Annotated in this window: 14 protein-coding genes; 8 read left to right on the plus strand and 6 right to left on the minus strand. The window is 64.7% G+C overall.

The genetic code is table 11. The features are described 5' to 3' along the window. Positions 1-2 precede the first annotated feature (2 nt). The 3 genes from ACTJKF_RS03935 to hpaI are packed head-to-tail and all read left to right on the plus strand — an operon-like array spanning position 3 to position 2,034. On the plus strand, positions 3-395 hold the full coding sequence (locus ACTJKF_RS03935) for a 5-carboxymethyl-2-hydroxymuconate Delta-isomerase (protein WP_440622261.1): 393 nt from the start codon (positions 3-5) through the stop codon (positions 393-395). Positions 396-414: 19 nt separating this feature from the next. Then, positions 415-1,218 carry a 2-oxo-hept-4-ene-1,7-dioate hydratase gene (gene hpaH / locus ACTJKF_RS03940; protein ID WP_440622262.1) on the plus strand — a complete coding sequence of 268 codons (804 nt, stop codon included), beginning with the start codon at positions 415-417 and terminating at the stop codon, positions 1,216-1,218. A gap of 12 nt (positions 1,219-1,230) precedes the next feature. Beyond that, positions 1,231-2,034, plus strand: a complete 804-nt coding sequence (gene hpaI, locus ACTJKF_RS03945) for a 4-hydroxy-2-oxoheptanedioate aldolase (protein WP_440622263.1) — start codon at positions 1,231-1,233, stop codon at positions 2,032-2,034. Positions 2,035-2,164: 130 nt separating this feature from the next. Here the strand turns inward: hpaI and ACTJKF_RS03950 are convergent, their stop codons facing one another. The 4 genes from ACTJKF_RS03950 to ACTJKF_RS03965 form a co-directional block, all read right to left on the minus strand. Continuing rightward, the gene (locus ACTJKF_RS03950) at positions 2,165-3,256 is read right to left on the minus strand and encodes a porin (protein ID WP_440622264.1); all 1,092 of its coding nucleotides are present in this window, start codon (positions 3,254-3,256) and stop codon (positions 2,165-2,167) included. A gap of 155 nt (positions 3,257-3,411) precedes the next feature. Further along, complete coding sequence (locus ACTJKF_RS03955; protein WP_440622265.1) at positions 3,412-4,479, minus strand: ABC transporter ATP-binding protein; 1,068 nt, start codon at positions 4,477-4,479, stop codon at positions 3,412-3,414. Next, complete coding sequence (locus tag ACTJKF_RS03960; RefSeq protein WP_440622266.1) at positions 4,472-6,244, minus strand: ABC transporter permease; 1,773 nt, start codon at positions 6,242-6,244, stop codon at positions 4,472-4,474. The genes ACTJKF_RS03955 and ACTJKF_RS03960 overlap by 8 nt, the downstream gene beginning before the upstream one ends. A 115-nt stretch (positions 6,245-6,359) precedes the next feature. After that, a complete protein-coding gene (locus ACTJKF_RS03965) occupies positions 6,360-7,460 on the minus strand; it encodes an ABC transporter substrate-binding protein (RefSeq protein WP_440622267.1) in 1,101 nt (366 codons plus the stop codon). A gap of 125 nt (positions 7,461-7,585) precedes the next feature. On the opposite strand from ACTJKF_RS03965, the gene ACTJKF_RS03970 reads away from it, so the two are divergent. Both ACTJKF_RS03970 and ACTJKF_RS03975 read left to right on the plus strand, forming a co-directional pair. Continuing rightward, the gene (locus tag ACTJKF_RS03970) at positions 7,586-8,260 is read left to right on the plus strand and encodes a response regulator (RefSeq protein WP_440622268.1); all 675 of its coding nucleotides are present in this window, start codon (positions 7,586-7,588) and stop codon (positions 8,258-8,260) included. Between the two features lie 130 nt (positions 8,261-8,390). After that, positions 8,391-9,791 (plus strand): sensor histidine kinase N-terminal domain-containing protein, encoded by a 1,401-nt coding sequence (locus ACTJKF_RS03975; RefSeq protein WP_440622269.1) that lies wholly within the window; start codon positions 8,391-8,393, stop codon positions 9,789-9,791. Positions 9,792-10,063: 272 nt separating this feature from the next. Here the strand turns inward: ACTJKF_RS03975 and ACTJKF_RS03980 are convergent, their stop codons facing one another. Next, entirely contained in the window at positions 10,064-10,486 is a 423-nt protein-coding gene (locus ACTJKF_RS03980; protein ID WP_440622270.1) for a hypothetical protein, read from the minus strand. Between ACTJKF_RS03980 and ACTJKF_RS03985 the strand changes: the two genes are divergently transcribed. Then, positions 10,473-11,336: a LysR family transcriptional regulator gene (locus tag ACTJKF_RS03985; RefSeq protein WP_440622271.1), complete on the plus strand. Its 864-nt coding sequence runs from the start codon at positions 10,473-10,475 to the stop codon at positions 11,334-11,336. The two genes, ACTJKF_RS03980 and ACTJKF_RS03985, sit on opposite strands and share 14 nt — an antisense overlap. Positions 11,337-11,374: 38 nt before the next feature. On the opposite strand, the gene ACTJKF_RS03990 is transcribed toward ACTJKF_RS03985, so the two are convergent. Continuing rightward, positions 11,375-12,244, minus strand: a complete 870-nt coding sequence (locus ACTJKF_RS03990; RefSeq protein WP_440622272.1) for a LysR family transcriptional regulator — start codon at positions 12,242-12,244, stop codon at positions 11,375-11,377. A 442-nt stretch (positions 12,245-12,686) separates the two neighbouring features. On the opposite strand from ACTJKF_RS03990, the gene ACTJKF_RS03995 reads away from it, so the two are divergent. After that, complete coding sequence (locus tag ACTJKF_RS03995; RefSeq protein WP_440622431.1) at positions 12,687-14,513, plus strand: FAD/NAD(P)-binding protein; 1,827 nt, start codon at positions 12,687-12,689, stop codon at positions 14,511-14,513. Positions 14,514-14,537: 24 nt separating this feature from the next. Then, the gene (locus tag ACTJKF_RS04000; protein ID WP_440622273.1) at positions 14,538-15,362 is read left to right on the plus strand and encodes an alpha/beta fold hydrolase; all 825 of its coding nucleotides are present in this window, start codon (positions 14,538-14,540) and stop codon (positions 15,360-15,362) included. Positions 15,363-15,378 lie beyond the last annotated feature (16 nt).

Consider the following 15,378-nt stretch of genomic DNA (forward strand, 5'->3'; position numbering starts at 1 on the left):
CCATGCCACACATCGTCGTCGAATACACCGCGAACATCCGCGACGACGCGCGCATTCCCGCGCTGCTGCGCACGATCAACGCAACGCTGATCGCGCAGGGCGGCGTGTTTCCGACGGGCGGCATCCGCTCGCGCGCGATCGAGCTGCAGGATTACTGCGTCGCCGACGGCACGGAGGACGATGCGTTCGTCCACGTGACGCTGAAGATCGGCGCCGGTCGCAGCGACGAAACGAAGAAAGCCGCGTGCGATGCACTGTTCGACGCGATCAAGGGGCATTTCGCGGATTTGTACGCGAAGCGCTATCTCGCGCTGTCGATGGAGCTGACCGAGTTCAGCGAAAGTGGCTCGTACAAGCACAACAACATTCACGCCCGCTACAAGCGGGCCGGCTGAACCCCATCCCGATCCGACGATGCTCGAACCCGCCATCATCGACCAGCTCGCGCAGCGTCTGCACGACGCCGAGCGCGCGCGCACGCAGATCCGCCAGATCTCGCTCGACCATCCCGACATCACGATCGACGACGCGTATGCGATCCAGCGCGCGTGGGTGGCCCTCAAGCTCGCGGAAGGCCGCACGCTGAAAGGGCACAAGATCGGCCTCACGTCGAAGGCGATGCAGAACACGTCGCAGATCGACGAGCCCGACTACGGCGCGCTGCTCGACGACATGTTCTTCGACGACGGCGGCACGATTCCGACCGGACGCTTCATCGTGCCGCGCGTCGAGGTCGAGCTCGCGTTCGTGCTCGGCAAGCGGCTCACGGGCCCGAACTGCACGATCTTCGACGTGTACGACGCGGTCGACTACGTGGTGCCGGCGCTCGAGATCATCGATGCGCGCAGCCAGTCGATCGACCCCGATACGAAGCGGCCGCGCAAGGTGTTCGACACGATCGCGGACAACGCGGCCAACGCCGGCGTCGTGATCGGCGGGCGGCCGGTGCGGCCGCAGGACGTCGACCTGCGCTGGGTCGCGGCGATCATGTCGCGCAACGGGGTGGTCGAGGAAACGGGGGTCGCGGCCGGCGTGCTGAACCATCCGGCCAATGGCGTCGCGTGGCTCGCCAACCGGCTGGCGCGTTTCGACGTCGCGCTGGAACCGGGGCAGATCGTGCTCGGCGGCTCGTTCACGCGGCCGTGCGCTGCGCGGCCCGGCGACACGTTCAGTGTTGATTACGGCCCGCTCGGGACGATCCAGTGCTACTTCGAGTGAGGAGACCAAACGATGCAGATGCCGTCGAATGACTTCAAGGCCGCGCTCGCGCGCGGCGACGCGCAAGTCGGGATGTGGCTCGGCCTGGCGAATCCGTATAGCGCCGAAGTGGTTGCGGGCGCCGGTTTCGACTGGCTGCTGATCGACGGCGAGCATGCGCCGAACACGGTGCCGACGATCCTCGCGCAGTTGCAGGCGATCGCGCCGTATCCGTCGCATCCGGTCGTGCGCGTGCCGTGGAACGATCCGGTGATCTTCAAGCAGGTGCTCGATCTCGGCGTGCAGACGCTGCTCGTGCCGATGGTGCAGAGCGCCGACGAAGCGCGCGCGGCGGTGGCCGCAACGCGTTATCCGCCGCACGGGATTCGCGGCGTCGGCAGTGCGCTTGCGCGGGCGTCGCGGTGGAATCGGGTCGGCGAGTACCTGCATCGCGCGAACGACGAGATGGCCGTGCTCGTGCAGGTCGAGACGCGGGCCGGGCTCGATGCGATCGATGCGATTGCGCGCGTCGAAGGTGTCGACGGCGTGTTCATCGGGCCGGCCGATCTCGCGGCGGATCTCGGGCATCTCGGCAATCCGGGGCATCCGGATGTGCAGGCGGCGATCGACGGTGCGATCCGGGCGATCCAGGCGGCAGGGAAGGCGCCGGGGATTCTCGGCGCGGATGAAGCGGCGGCGCGGCGGTATCTGGAAGCGGGGGCGTTGTTTGTCGCGGTGGGGGTGGATACGACGCTGCTGGCAAGGAGTGCGGAGGCGCTGGCGGCGCGGTTCAAGGGGAAGGGGGAAGCCGGGAAGAAGGGTGATGGGACGTATTGAGGAAAACGCGAGCTGCCTCGGTTCGCCCCTGGGTCCTCCGGCAAGAAGGCCTGAGCGGCGTCCGACGAAGCGGGAGAGCGACGCGCCTCAAGCAGCACGCGTCACGCTCCCCCTCGTCATATCGTGAACGTCAGAACCGCTGCTGAATCCCCGCCGTCACGCCAACCTGCGTGGTGCCATACCCGTTGAAATCCCGCGACACACCGACTTTCTGTCCATGCTGCGCGATCGCGAACGCGCCGGCTGCATACAGCACCGTGCGCTTCGACAGCGCGTAATTCGCGCGCACCGACACCAGCGTCGGATCGGCATCGCTGCCGCCCTTGATGTTCTGGTGATAGACGGCCGCGATCATCGAGAACGTCGGCGTGAACTGGTACGACCCACCCAGCCAGACCATGTCGCTCAACTGATTCGCGGCGCTCGTGTGATACGTGCGCCGATAGTTGCGATAGCCGGCCATCGTCTTCAGGTTGCCGAAGTCGTAGCTCAGGCCCGCGTGGATGCCCTGGATATAGTTGACGGTATCGGCCGGCGTGACGCTGTCGGCCGCGCCGTTCTGCCGGTCGAACGTGACGACCGCCGCGAACGGGCCGGTCTCGTAGCCGACCGCGAAGTCGTACTTCGAGCTGGTCTTCACGCTGCCGGGCACGTTGCCGAAGCCGTACAGCGCGCCGAACTTGAAGCCGCCGACCTCGCCGTCGTAGCGCACGGCGTTCGACGAACGCGTGAAGAGGCCGTCCTTGCGGCCGCCGGTCGCCATCGACGACGTCGCCCACGAGTAGTTCTGCGCGTAACCCATCGGGTCGAACGGCAGCATGTAGTCGTAGGTGACGGTGAAGTTGCGGCCGAGCGAGAGTTCGCCCCACTTGCCTTTGAGGCCGACCGTCGCGCGGCGCGCGAAGATCGAGTCGGGGCCGTCGTCGAGCGCGCCGTTCGCGAGATCGATCCCGCTTTCGAGGCGGAACACGGCCTTCAGCCCGCCACCGAGATCCTCGACGCCGCGCAAGCCCCAGCGCGACGTGTTCTTGTTCCCCGACTTCAGCTTGAACGAATTGCCGCCCTGCGGCGCCGCATGGTTCGTGTATTCGATGCCGGCGTCCATGATCCCGTACATCGTGACCGACGATTGCGCGTGCGCGGCGCCTGCCGCGAGGCCGGCGACGGCGGCCGATCCGGTCAGGACGGCGATGCGAAGGGAACGTTCTGCGCGTGACTTCATTGACGGTGTCTCCTTGGTTCTTGTGGGTTGGGTGAAACGGATACGCGGCGCGCAGCGCGTCGCGGCGAATGCCATGCGGCATCCGCCGAGCGGATTTCGATACGGGATGCGCGCCTGAATGCAGGCGCGGCGGCGCGTGAGCCGCCGCGCCCGGGTCAGCCTGCTGTCGCGAACGCCCAGCAGTCGTTGGTCGGGAATTCGATCCAGTGCTTGCCGGCCGCGCGCGGCACGTGGCCGAACGCGCGCAGGCGCATCTCGCCGCAATGGAACAGGTATTCCCAGCGATCGCCGAGGTACATCGACGTGACGAGGTCCGCCTGCAGCCGGTTCGCGCCGGGGCCGTCGGCGACCTGCACGCGTTCGAGGCGGATCACGGCCTGCGCGTCCTGGCCCGGCGCGAACGTGTCGCGGGCGAGCGCCTGCAGTTCCCAGCCGTCGCCAGCCAGCGTCACGCGTTCGCCGTCGACGGCCGCGACGCGCGCGTCGATGCGGTTGTTGCTGCCCATGAATTCGGCCGTATACAGCGAGCGCGGCGCGCCGTACAGCTCGGCCGGCGTGCCTTCCTGTTCGATGCGGCCGTTGCGCAGCAGCAGGATGCGATCGGACATCGCCATCGCCTCGGTCTGGTCGTGCGTCACGCAGAGCGCCGACAGCCCGAGCGACACGATCAGCTCGCGCAGCCACGCACGCGCTTCCTCGCGCAGCTTCGCGTCGAGGTTCGACAGCGGCTCGTCGAGCAGGATCACCGGCGGGTTGTAGACGAGCGCACGTGCAATCGCGACGCGCTGCTGCTGGCCGCCCGACAACTGGTGCGGAAAGCGTTCGGCGAGATGGCCGAGACCGAGCTGGTCGAGCGCGGTCTGCACGCGGCGCTTCTGTTCGGCCGGTGCGACGCGGCGCAGCTTGAGCCCGTAGCCGACGTTGTCGGCGACGGTGCGGTGCGGCCACAGCGCGTACGACTGGAACACGAGGCCGAGCGAACGTTGTTCGACGGGCAGGTCGACGCGCTGCGCGCCGTCGAAGAACACGCGGTCGTCGAGCTGGATGCGGCCGTCGGACGGTTGTTCGAGACCGGCCACCGCACGCAGCAGCGTGGTCTTGCCGCTGCCCGACGCGCCGAGCAGGCACACGACTTCGCCGGCCTTCAGTTCGAACGACACGCCCTTGAGGATCGGGTTGGCGCCGTAGCTGAGATGCAGGTCGTCGACGATGAGCTTATCCATGAAGTTTCACTCCGAAGCGCAGGGCCACGCCGAGACCGGCGCCGACCATCGCGATGTTGATGACAGAGAGCGCGGCGACCTGATCGACGGCGCCGGTCGCCCACAGCGACACGAGCAGCGCGCCGATCACTTCGGTGCCGGGCGACAGCAGATAGACGGCGGTCGAGTATTCGCGCTCGAAGATCATGAAGATCAGCAGCCACGCAGCGAGCAGGCCGAAGCGCACGAGCGGCAGCGTCACGTCGAGCGACACGCGGCTGCGCGTCGCGCCGACGCTGCGGCCGGCTTCCTCGAGCTCGGGGCCGACCTGCAGCAGCGCGCTCTGGATGAGCCGCATCCCGTACGCGAGCCACACGACCGTGTATGCGATCCAGATGCTCCACATCGAGTTCTTCAGCTCGCGCAGGCCCGGGACGAACAGGAAGATCCACAGGAACGCGAGACCGGCGAGCAGGCCCGGCACCGCGCGCGGCAGCAGCACGAGGTAGTCGAGCAGTTTCGTCGCCCAGTCGTTGCGGCGGTGGCCGGCGAACGCGACGAGCGAGTAGAAGCCGACCGCGAGCGCACCGCCGATCACGCCGATGCCGAGCGTGTTGACGATCGCGCGCACGAGGTTGTCCTGCTCGAACAGCTCGATGAAGTTCGACAGCGTCAGCACTTCGGTGAGCGCGACGCCTTCGCCCCAGTTGGTCACGAACGCGCGCAGCACGATGCCCGAGATCGGCACGATCACGGTCAGCATCAGCCACAGCGCGACGATCGCGAGCGCGACCCAGCGCCACACGCCGAGCGGCAGCACCGTCGCGCGGCCGGCCTTGCCCTTCACGGTGACGAAACGGTTGGCCGTCTTCAGCAGGCGGCGCTGCAGCAGCACGAGCGGGAACGTGATCGCGACGATGCACACCGCGACCGCGGCCATCAGGTGATACGACGGCACGCCGAGCTTGTTGGTCAGCTTGTACAGGTAGGTCGCGAGCACGAGGTGGCCTTCCGGATCGCCGAGCACGAGCGGCAGCCCGAACACCTCGAAGCCGAGGAAGAACACGAGCACGCCGGCGAACAGCAGCGCGGGCATCGTCATCGGCAGGCTCACGTCGAGCGCGACGCGGAACGGGCGGGCGCCCGTCACGCGCGCGGCTTCCTCGACGTCCGAGCCGAGGTTGCGCAGCGCGGCCGACGAGTACAGGTAGACGTGCGGCACGTGCGTGAGGCCGACGATCACCGTGATCGCGAAGATCGAATAGACATTCCAGGGCACGTCCTGCACCCCGAACAGTTCCTTGAACCACACCGAGTAGAAGCCGACCGGGCCGGCCGCGACCACGTAGCCGAACGCGAGCACCATCGGCGACACGAACACGGGCGTGAGCAGCAGCGGTTCGAGCCAGCGGCGGCCGGGCAGGTCGGTGCGCACCATCAGGAACGCGAGGATGCCGCCGAGCGGAATCGAGATGAACAGCATCCCGCCGGCGATGATGAACGAGTTCTTCACGGCGGACCAGAAGTCCGGATCGGTGAAGATGAAGCGGAAGCCTTCGATGCCGAGCGTCTTGTTCGCGTCGAAGAACGGCGCGGACAGCAGGCTCTGGAACAGGATGAAGCCGAGCGGCAGCGCGACCGCGACGGTGAGCACCGCGACGACGATCCAGCGCAGCATGCCGGCGAGCGGCTGCAGGCCGTTGGCCGGCAGCGCGGGAATCGCGCCGCCCTGGCCGGTGGAGGGCGGAACGGCCGGCGCCGCTCCGCGAGTGCTGGTTGAAAGCATGAGTTCACCCCTGCGGCCATCCGGATGGCCGCCTCTAGGAAGTCGGTAAGGGGAAGGGGCCGCCCGCGCGGCGTGTGGCGTGCGGCGGGCGGCTGATGGTCAGTGAATCAGCGGATCAGCGCTTGATCGACTGCTGCCATTGCTTCAGGAACGCGAGCCGCTTCGACTGGTCGAGATAGACGAGCAGGCCGGTGCCGATCTGGATCGGCTTCAGCGAATCGCCGAGTTCCTTCGTGAGGGTCGCGGCCGACGTTTCGCCGGTCACGTCCGCGCGGATCGCGTAGAGGTTCGCCTGGTTCGCGATCAGCGTCTGGCCGCGCTTCGACAGCAGGTAGTCGACCCACAGCTTCGCGGCGTTCGGGTTCTTCGCCTTCTTCGAGATCGTGGCGAGTCGGCTCACGACCTGCGTGTAGTCCTTCGGAAACACATAGCCGATCGACTTGTCCTTCTTCGCCTTCGCGTAGGCATACGAACCGATGATGTTGTAGCCGATCAGGTTCTCGCCCGACGAAATGCGCTCCATCATCGCGCCGGTGCTCGACTGCAGTTTCGGGCCGGTCGCGCCGATCGCCTTCACGAGCTCCCACGTGACCTTCTCGTTCACGTGCGCGTCCTGCGTCAGGTAGTTGAAGCCGACCCCCGACTTCTCGATGTCGTAGGTCGTGACCTTGCCCTTGAACTTGTCGGCCTGCGTGGTGAGCAGCTTGATCAGGTCGGCGCGGGTCTTCGGCACCTCGTTCTCGGGGATCAGGCGCTTGTTGTAGACGATCGCGAGCGGCTCGAACGTCGTGCCGTACGCCTGCTTCTGGTATTGCGCCCATTGCGGCACGTTCGGGCTTTCGGGCGAATCGTACGCCGCCATCAGGCCGTCGTTGACGAGCTTGACCTGCAGGTCCATCGCCGAGCTCCACAGCACGTCGGCGCTGGTGCTGCTCGCCGCGTTCTCGCTGATGTAGCGGTTGTACAGCTCGGTGCTGTTCATGTCGTTGTACTCGACCTTCACGCCGTACAGGCTTTCGAAGTCCTTGATCAGCGGGCGCACGAGGCCCGTGTCGGTGGTCGAGTAGACGATCAGCTTGCCCTCCTGCTTCGCGGCGTCGACGACACCCTGGTAGTTACCCGGATATCCGGCCGGAACCTGCGCGGCGGCGCCGCCGGCGGCGGTGCCCAGGACGATCGCCAGCGCGGCGGCGAGCTGCTTTGGTGCAAACGGCATGTCTTCCTCCAGTTCTGCGTGTGTGTTGTTCGAGTGACGCGGATGTTAATTGCGAGGCACTTTCAGCCTGCTTTCATTTCGGTTCACAATAGCGTCCTTTGTGTCATGGATTTCCCGAGGTTCCCATGCGTGTGCTGCTCGTCGAAGACAATCCGAACCTGGCGCAGTCGTTGAACGACGCGCTGAGCGCCGCGCGTTTCGCGGTCGATCACATGGCGGACGGGGAGGCGGCGGATCACGTGCTGCGTACGCAGGACTACGCGCTGGTGATCCTCGATCTCGGGCTGCCGAAGCTCGACGGGCTCGAGGTGCTGCGGCGGCTGCGCGCGCGCCGCAATCCGGTGCCGGTGCTGATCCTCACCGCGCACGGCTCGGTCGAGGACCGCGTGAAGGGGCTCGATCTCGGGGCCGACGATTACCTCGCGAAACCATTCGAGCTGACCGAGCTGGAGGCGCGCGCCCGCGCGCTGATCCGGCGCAGCCTGGGCCACGAGCATTCGCGGGTCGAAAGCGGGCCGCTGTCGTACGACAGCGTCGATCGCAGCTTCCGCCTCGCCGGCGAACCGCTGCCGCTCACGCCGCGCGAGCGCTCGGTGCTGGAGGTGCTGATCCTGCGCAACGGCCGCGCGATCAACAAGGAGACGCTGTCGGAGAAGATCTTCGGGCTCGATGAATCGGTCAACGCGGATGCGATCGAGATCTACGTGTACCGGTTGCGCAAGAAGCTGGAGAACACCGGTGTCGCGATCGTCACGCTGCGCGGGCTCGGCTACCTGCTCGAAGCGAAGGTGCAAGCATGAACGGTTGCCGTGCTCGCTTGCGTTGCATCGGGCTGCCGGATGCGCCGAAGCGCGACGCCGGATCGCGACTGTGGCTGCCGCCCGACCGGGCGCATGCGCTCCTGGGGACGTCCCGTCGGGAGCGGGACGCATGGTGATCCGCCACCCGAACCTGCGCACGCAGGTCGCGTTATGGCTGCTGCTGCCGCTGCTCGGGTTGCTCGCGCTCGATTCCTGGCTCACGTATCAGCGTGCGATGAGCGCCGCGCACGTCGCGTTCGACCGCACGTTGTCGTCGTCGCTGAAGTCGATCCGCGAAGGCGTGCGGCTCAACGAGGGCGAGATCGAGGTCGATCTGCCGTATCTCGCGCTCGAGATGTTCGAGTCGGGCGACGGCGGCAAGATCTACTACCTGATCCGCGAGGACAACGGCCACACGATCACCGGCTATCCGGACCTGCCGCTGCCGCCGGGCGATGGCGCGCTGTTCACCACGCGCTACTACGACGTCGTCTATCGCGGCGAGCGGTTGCGCATGGGCGCGCTGCGCGTGCCGGTGCACGACGTGCCGACCGCGCAGACGCGCATCGTATGGGTGATGGTCGGCGAGACGATCGAGGCGCGCCAGGCGCTCGCGCGCGAGATCCTGATGGGGTCGCTGCTGCAGGAGGGGCTGCTCGTCGTGCTCGCGCTCGGGATCGTGTGGCTCGGCGTCGGGCGCGGGCTGCGGCCGCTGAACCGGCTGTCGGCGACGGTCGCCGCGCGCAGCGACGGCGATCCGACGCCGCTCGACACCGGCGGCATGCCGAGCGAGCTCGCGCCGCTCGTCGAGTCGATCAACCAGTACATCGGCCGCACACAGCGGATGCAGGTCGCGCGGCGGCGCTTCTTCGCGGATGCCGCGCATCAGTTGAAGACGCCGCTCGCGGCCGTGCAGGCCGGCGTCGAACTGGCGTTGCGGCCGGACGAGCAGCCGCGCGTGAACGTGCATCTGCGGCGCGTGAACGGCGCGGTGCGGCAGGCCGCGAAGATCGTCCAGCAGCTGCTGTCGCTGTCCCGGCTCGATTCGGACAGCGGTCAGGCGGTCGCGCATCAGCCGGTCGCGCTGCACCGGCTCGCGCGCAGCGTGACGCTCGACTGGTCGCCGGTGGCGCGCTCGCGCGACATCGACCTCGGTTTCGAGCACGAGGCCGATGTCGACGTGCTCGGGCAGCAGGACCTGCTCGGCGAAATGATCGGCAACCTGATCGACAACGCGATCCGCTATGCGGGCGACCGCGCGGTGATGACGGTGCGCGTGTCGCGCGACGGCGAACTGGCACGGCTGGACGTGATCGACAACGGGCCGGGTATTCCGGCCGGCGAGCGCGATGCGGTGTTCGAACGCTTCCATCGCGGCAGCAAGACGCAGACGGTGGAAGGCACCGGGCTCGGGCTGTCGATCGTGCGGGAGATCGCGCGCGTGCATCAGGGCAGCGTGACGCTGGCCGATGCGGCGGGGGGCGGGTTGATCGTGACGGTGACGCTGCCGGCAGTGTGTGCGGGCGGATAGGAATCTACTTAAATATATCGCCTTGCCGTGCGATCCGGCGGCTTCGTGTTGGGGGGCCGGAGTGCAGGTTCTTCGGTGATTAATCATGAGTTGAAACAGTGATTGAGATTATATAAAAAGCGACTTTATTCAGATATTCTCGAACGCCGAATCGACGGCGGAGCTATTGCAGCGCTTCCGGCCACGCCTCTTCCCATACCCGTGAGGCAAGTGGTGGCGTTGATGTTTACATTTGTTGACGTTTTCGTTTCTAATTCATTACAAAAATAAACTCATTGTTTGTGCGATTCGCTATCATGTTGTCGAAGAATCATTTCGACATCGAGATTAATGATGAGAACCTTTTCAACTGAGCGGGTCGTCGCGTCGGCAAGCGGGCGGCCGGACCGCGAGGGCATGCGGCACATGCGTCCTATACCGACCGGCATCGACTGACGGCGCCTGAGCGGTCGTCCGATTCGATTGTGCTGCGCTCGACGGCGCGGGCTTGCCGCCCGCGTCTGCGACTCATTTTTCCTACAGCCAGCCAGCCGGCCTTCCGAACCGATGACGCGACGGCAGCACGCGAATGCCCGCGCGCCCGGCCGGCGCGTTTGAGCCTGTTCGGCAAGCAATCCGAGATTGCCAGCCAAACCGTCGTTGGCAAGCAAAAAACAAGGGGCAAGAATGGATTTGCAGGCATTGAAGATATTCAAGGCCGTTGCAGACGAGGGGGGAATCGCCCGCGCGGCTAGCGTGCTGAACTGTGTGCAATCCAATGTCTCGACGCGGTTGCGGCAGTTCGAGGCGCGGTTGGGCGTTCCGCTCTTCTACCGTGTCAATGGACGCCTCGTCATCACGAACGAAGGGTCGCAATTGCTCGGCTATGCAGAGCGGATGTTGCAACTGGCGGACGAGGCGCGCTCGATCGTCAGAGGCGGCGGCGAACCCGTCGGCAACCTTCGGATCGGCGCGACCGAGGCGACCACCGCCGCGCGCCTGCCGCGCATGCTGGCCGACTTCCATCAACGCTATCCGAAGGTCGACATGGCGATCGAAACCGGCTCGGTCGAACAGATCATGCATGGCGTGATCGGCTATCGCCTCGACATCGCACTCGTGCCTGCGCCGGTAGTGTCCGACGAACTGGCCGAGGAGGTGGCGTTCGATGAAGAACTGCTGCTGATCACCGATCACAGTCATCCGGCAGTCACGTCGGCCGAGGATCTCCGTGACTGCTGCTTCCTCGCATTTCGTTCGGACGGTACGCATCGCGCGCGCTTCGAGAGTTGGCTGGAGGGCGCAGGGCTCAAGCCGCGGATCGTGCTGGAATTCGGCGCGCTCGAGGTCATCATCGCATGCGTTGGCGCGGGCATGGGCGTATCGCTGATGCCGCAGTCGCTGATCGAGCGGCGCGACCTGGCGAACGTCATCAAGTGCCATGCCGTTGTGCCGGATGTCGCGAGAAATCAGGTGCGTTTCGTTTGGCGCAAGGACATCGCCCAGCACAGTGCGCGGGACGCCTTCATCCGCAGCTTCAAGGGGCACGGGCTCCGGGCGTCGTAGTGTGCGCCGGGCGGGGGGCCGCCGGGCGTTGTGGGTGCCTAGGCGTCGACGTGTGAGTCGGTCCGGGCGAGGAAGCTTTCTGCGAGCGCATGGTGATCGGCACGATGCCGACTGTTGGCACGCCAGATCATCATTGTCCTGGTGAAGGCGTATTTTTCCGGCAGGGGGTGGCACTGGATTTGATCGGTGAAGCCGAGATTCTCGACGACTGCGACCGGCATGATCGCTGCGCCAAGCCCTGCCGCGACGCAGCCGACGATTACCTCGGACGTGTCGAACTCGAGTGTGCGCGGCAGTGGCATACCAGCTTCCGCCATCCAGCGCTGCAGCCTGCTTCGATACGCGCATCCTTCGCGAAACCCAATAATCTTCGTATTCGCCAAGTCATTCGCAGAACGAATTGACGGATGGTCGAGATCGGTCAGTAGCACGAGTTCCTCCGCGTCGAGTTCGATCTGCCGGAGTTCGTCATCGGGATGCTGACCGGCGACGAAGCCGACGTCGAGCTCCTGCCGGAGGACGTCACGCACGATGCTGTCGGACGTCGCGACGTTGACGCGTAATTGCACTGTGGGGTACTTGCGGTGAAATTCCGTCAGCGCGTGCGGCAACTGCAGAGTGGCAGTCGTCGCGATCGCACCGATTCGCAACTCCGTGCATAGCGTCCCGCTTCCCTTCATCACCTTCCGCGCCTCGTCGGCAAGTTCTAGCAGGCGGACCGCATAGCCATGCAGCACGACACCGCGAGACGTCACCGTCAGTCGCTTGCCGGTACGTTCGAACAGGCGCGTGCCGAGCATGTCCTCCAGTTGCCTGATTCGCGTCGACACATTCGACTGCACACAGTGTAAGCGTTCGGCGGCGCGCGCGACGCCTCCCTCGTCGACCACCGCCTTGAAAATCTGCAATGCCCTCAGATCCATTCCTTCCGTCCCCGCAGTCAGCCCGCGTCATTCGTTGATCGATTTGAAATTCGGTGAATAAAGAGAATTTCTATTTGCATTGGTAGTTTCATTTATTTCAAATTGTCGGGAAACTGTTTCTTGGAAAGAGAATTGGATATAAAAAATATAAATTATCCTGCCTGATCGAGTGTTAATAGAATTTGCCGGGTGCTTGATGTCGAGGGTGGCTTTGCCCGATTCGATGCCAGTCGCGCGTTAATTGAAGACACTTGATCCCTGTGGCAATGGTCTGGCCTAGAGGCCGTCGGTCAATACAAGGTCGGCGTCGCCGATAAGCCGGCGCCAGGGGGTGATTTTGCTCTTCGATTATTGGGTGCGATTTTGATGTGGTTTATTAAATAATTGGAAAATCAATATGAATAGAATTAATGTCGTCATTGTCGGCATGGGCCAGCGCGGATTGACGCTTCTTGAGCGATTGCACGCCGTGCTTTCGGAACGCGATCTGGATGTCGGTATCGATCTGCATTTGATCGACCCGTCCACGCCGGGGCAGGGTATTCACGAATGGAGTCAGCCCGAGCATTTGCTGGTGAATACCATCGCAGCGCAGATCACGATGTACTGCGACGATTCGGTCACAGATTCCGGCCCGGTGCTGCCCGGACCGTCCTTCCTCGAATGGGCGCTCGAACGCGGTTACAGGAAGCTGGACGGCCGCTATCTCGTGTCGGACGAGGGCGAATTGGTCGACGAGAATACCTACCTGCCGCGCGCGGTGCTGGGCGAATACCTGACGTGGGTATACGACCGGCTGATCGACAGCCTGCCGGATTACGTGAACGTAATCAATCACCGTCGCAACGTGGTGGACATCGTGCCGATCGATTCGCACCGGATCGAAGTGCACCTGGACGGCGGCTTTAGGATCGACGCGAACTACGTATTCCTGACGATGGGCCACAGCCTCGGCGGCACGGACGCATTCGATCGGAAGTTCGAGAACTGGGCAGCGCATGGCAAGGCGGGCAACAGCCACCTGGCTTACTTCAAGTCGCCTTATCCGATCAATTCGATCAATTCGATCAGCCCGCAGGCGCGCGTGGCGATCTGCGGCACGGGCCTGACGGCGGCGGACGCGATTTCGGCATTGACGATCGGGCTCGGTGGCCGGTTCGAGAAGGTATCGGCCGACCGCTATCGCTACATACGCTGCGAGCGCGAGCCGAAGATCACTGTGTTCTCGCGTCAGGGCCTGCCGGCGGGCGGCCGGGCTGTGAACCAGAAAGGCACCTATGGGCAGTACAAGGCGAAGTTCTTCACGCGCGATTTCGTCGACGCATGCCGCGTGAAGAACCGCCTCGAACGCGGCAACGAGCAGCTCGATTTCGACCGCGACCTGTGGCCAACGCTGAAGAAGGAAATGGCCTACGTGTACTCGAGTTCGTCGTCGGGCGTATGGGCCGATCCTGCGACCTATCAGGTCGGGCCGGAGGTCGACGCAGCGATCGATCTGCTGATGCTGCCGGCTGCGCATCTCGAGTTCGTTGACCAGGAAGCGTACCGGACGTACGTCCGCGGCCACCTGATCGAGGACATCGAGGACTGCTTCGCCGGCAACGTCGACAACCCGCGCAAGGCGGCAGCGGACATCCTGCGCGACATCCGCGACAACATCCGGCACGCGGTCGACTACTGCAGGCTGACGCCGGAATCGCACCGTCGCTTCCTGTCGCACTGGTGTTCGATCAGCAACCGCATCGCGAGCGGGCCGCCCAAGGAGCGGAACATGGAAATGCTCGCGTTGATCGACGCGGGCGTACTGTCTTTCTTCGGTCCTAGGCCGGAGCTAGGCTACGACGAACAACACCATTGCTTCACGCTGTCGACCGACCGCTTCGGCAAGCCGGTGCAGGAGGCGTTCGACGTGTTGATCCGCGCAAAGGTCGACCTGTTTGAACCCGAGGAAAGTCCGTCGCCGCTGGTCCGGAACATGCTCGCGTCCGGCGTCATCACGCCGTTTCGCAATGGCGAGTTCAAGCCGAGCGGCATCGAGATCACGCCGGGCGTCAATGTGATCAATCGCGCCGGCGATGTGATTCCGAATATGTGGGCACTCGGCTACGTGGTGGAGGGGGCGCATTTCTATACGTACGTGTTGCCGCGTCCGTTCTCGAATTCGCGCGGCCTGCAGGACGCGGGCCGAGCCTGCATGGCGATGGTGAACGATATCGCGGCGCGTTGTGAAGCCGAGCAGGTGCTCGACGCCTAGGCCGTATAACAGGAGACCGTAACCATGAACCGACGTAACTTCAACAATGGGGCGCTCGGCCTCGCGCTAGGCGCGTTCGCGGCTCGGCAGGTCAATGCGCAGGACGCGTCGGCCACGGCACCGGCGCTATCGCCGCCGAAGGCCAAGACGTTCGTGCTCGTGCACGGCGCGTGGTACGGCGGCTGGTGCTGGAAGAAGGTCGCGGAGAAGCTGCGCGCGGCCGGGCATCACGTATCCACACCGACCTGCCCGGGTGTGGGTGAAGCAAAGCATTTGCTGTCGAAGGACATCACGCTCACGACCCACATCACGAGCATCGTCAACCACATCGAGTACGAACGCCTGAGCGACGTGATTCTCGTCGGCAGTGGCTTCTCCGGGCTCATTATCAGCGGCGTGGCCGACCGGATTCCGCAGGCACTCAGGACGCTCGTCTATCTCGATGCGCTCGTCGTCCCGAACGGTGTATCCGCGTTCGACGCGCAACCGGCGGAGATTACCCTCAAGCGGCTCGAGCAGGTGGCGCGGGAAGGCAACGGCATCGCGATTCCGCCGCCACCGCTCAGCACCTACGACATTGTCACGGAGGAAGACAAGGCGTGGGTCGGGTCGTTGCTAACGCCGCATCCGGTCGGGCCTTACCAGGAGACGTTCTACCTGAAGAACCCAATCGGCAACGGCGTGCCGCGCATCTATGTCGACTGCGTGGCCCATTCGTTTGCTCCTCTGGCGAAGCTCAAGAAGGACATCCGTATGCAACCGGGCTGGATCTGGCGCGAGCTGGACGCGCGGCACGATCCGATGGTAACAGAGCCGCATCTGCTCAATGAATTTCTTCAGTCTATCTAGATCGATAAGGAGAACA

The sequence above is a fragment of the Burkholderia sp. 22313 genome (assembly GCF_052045245.1).
Classification (GTDB): Bacteria; Pseudomonadota; Gammaproteobacteria; order Burkholderiales; family Burkholderiaceae; genus Burkholderia.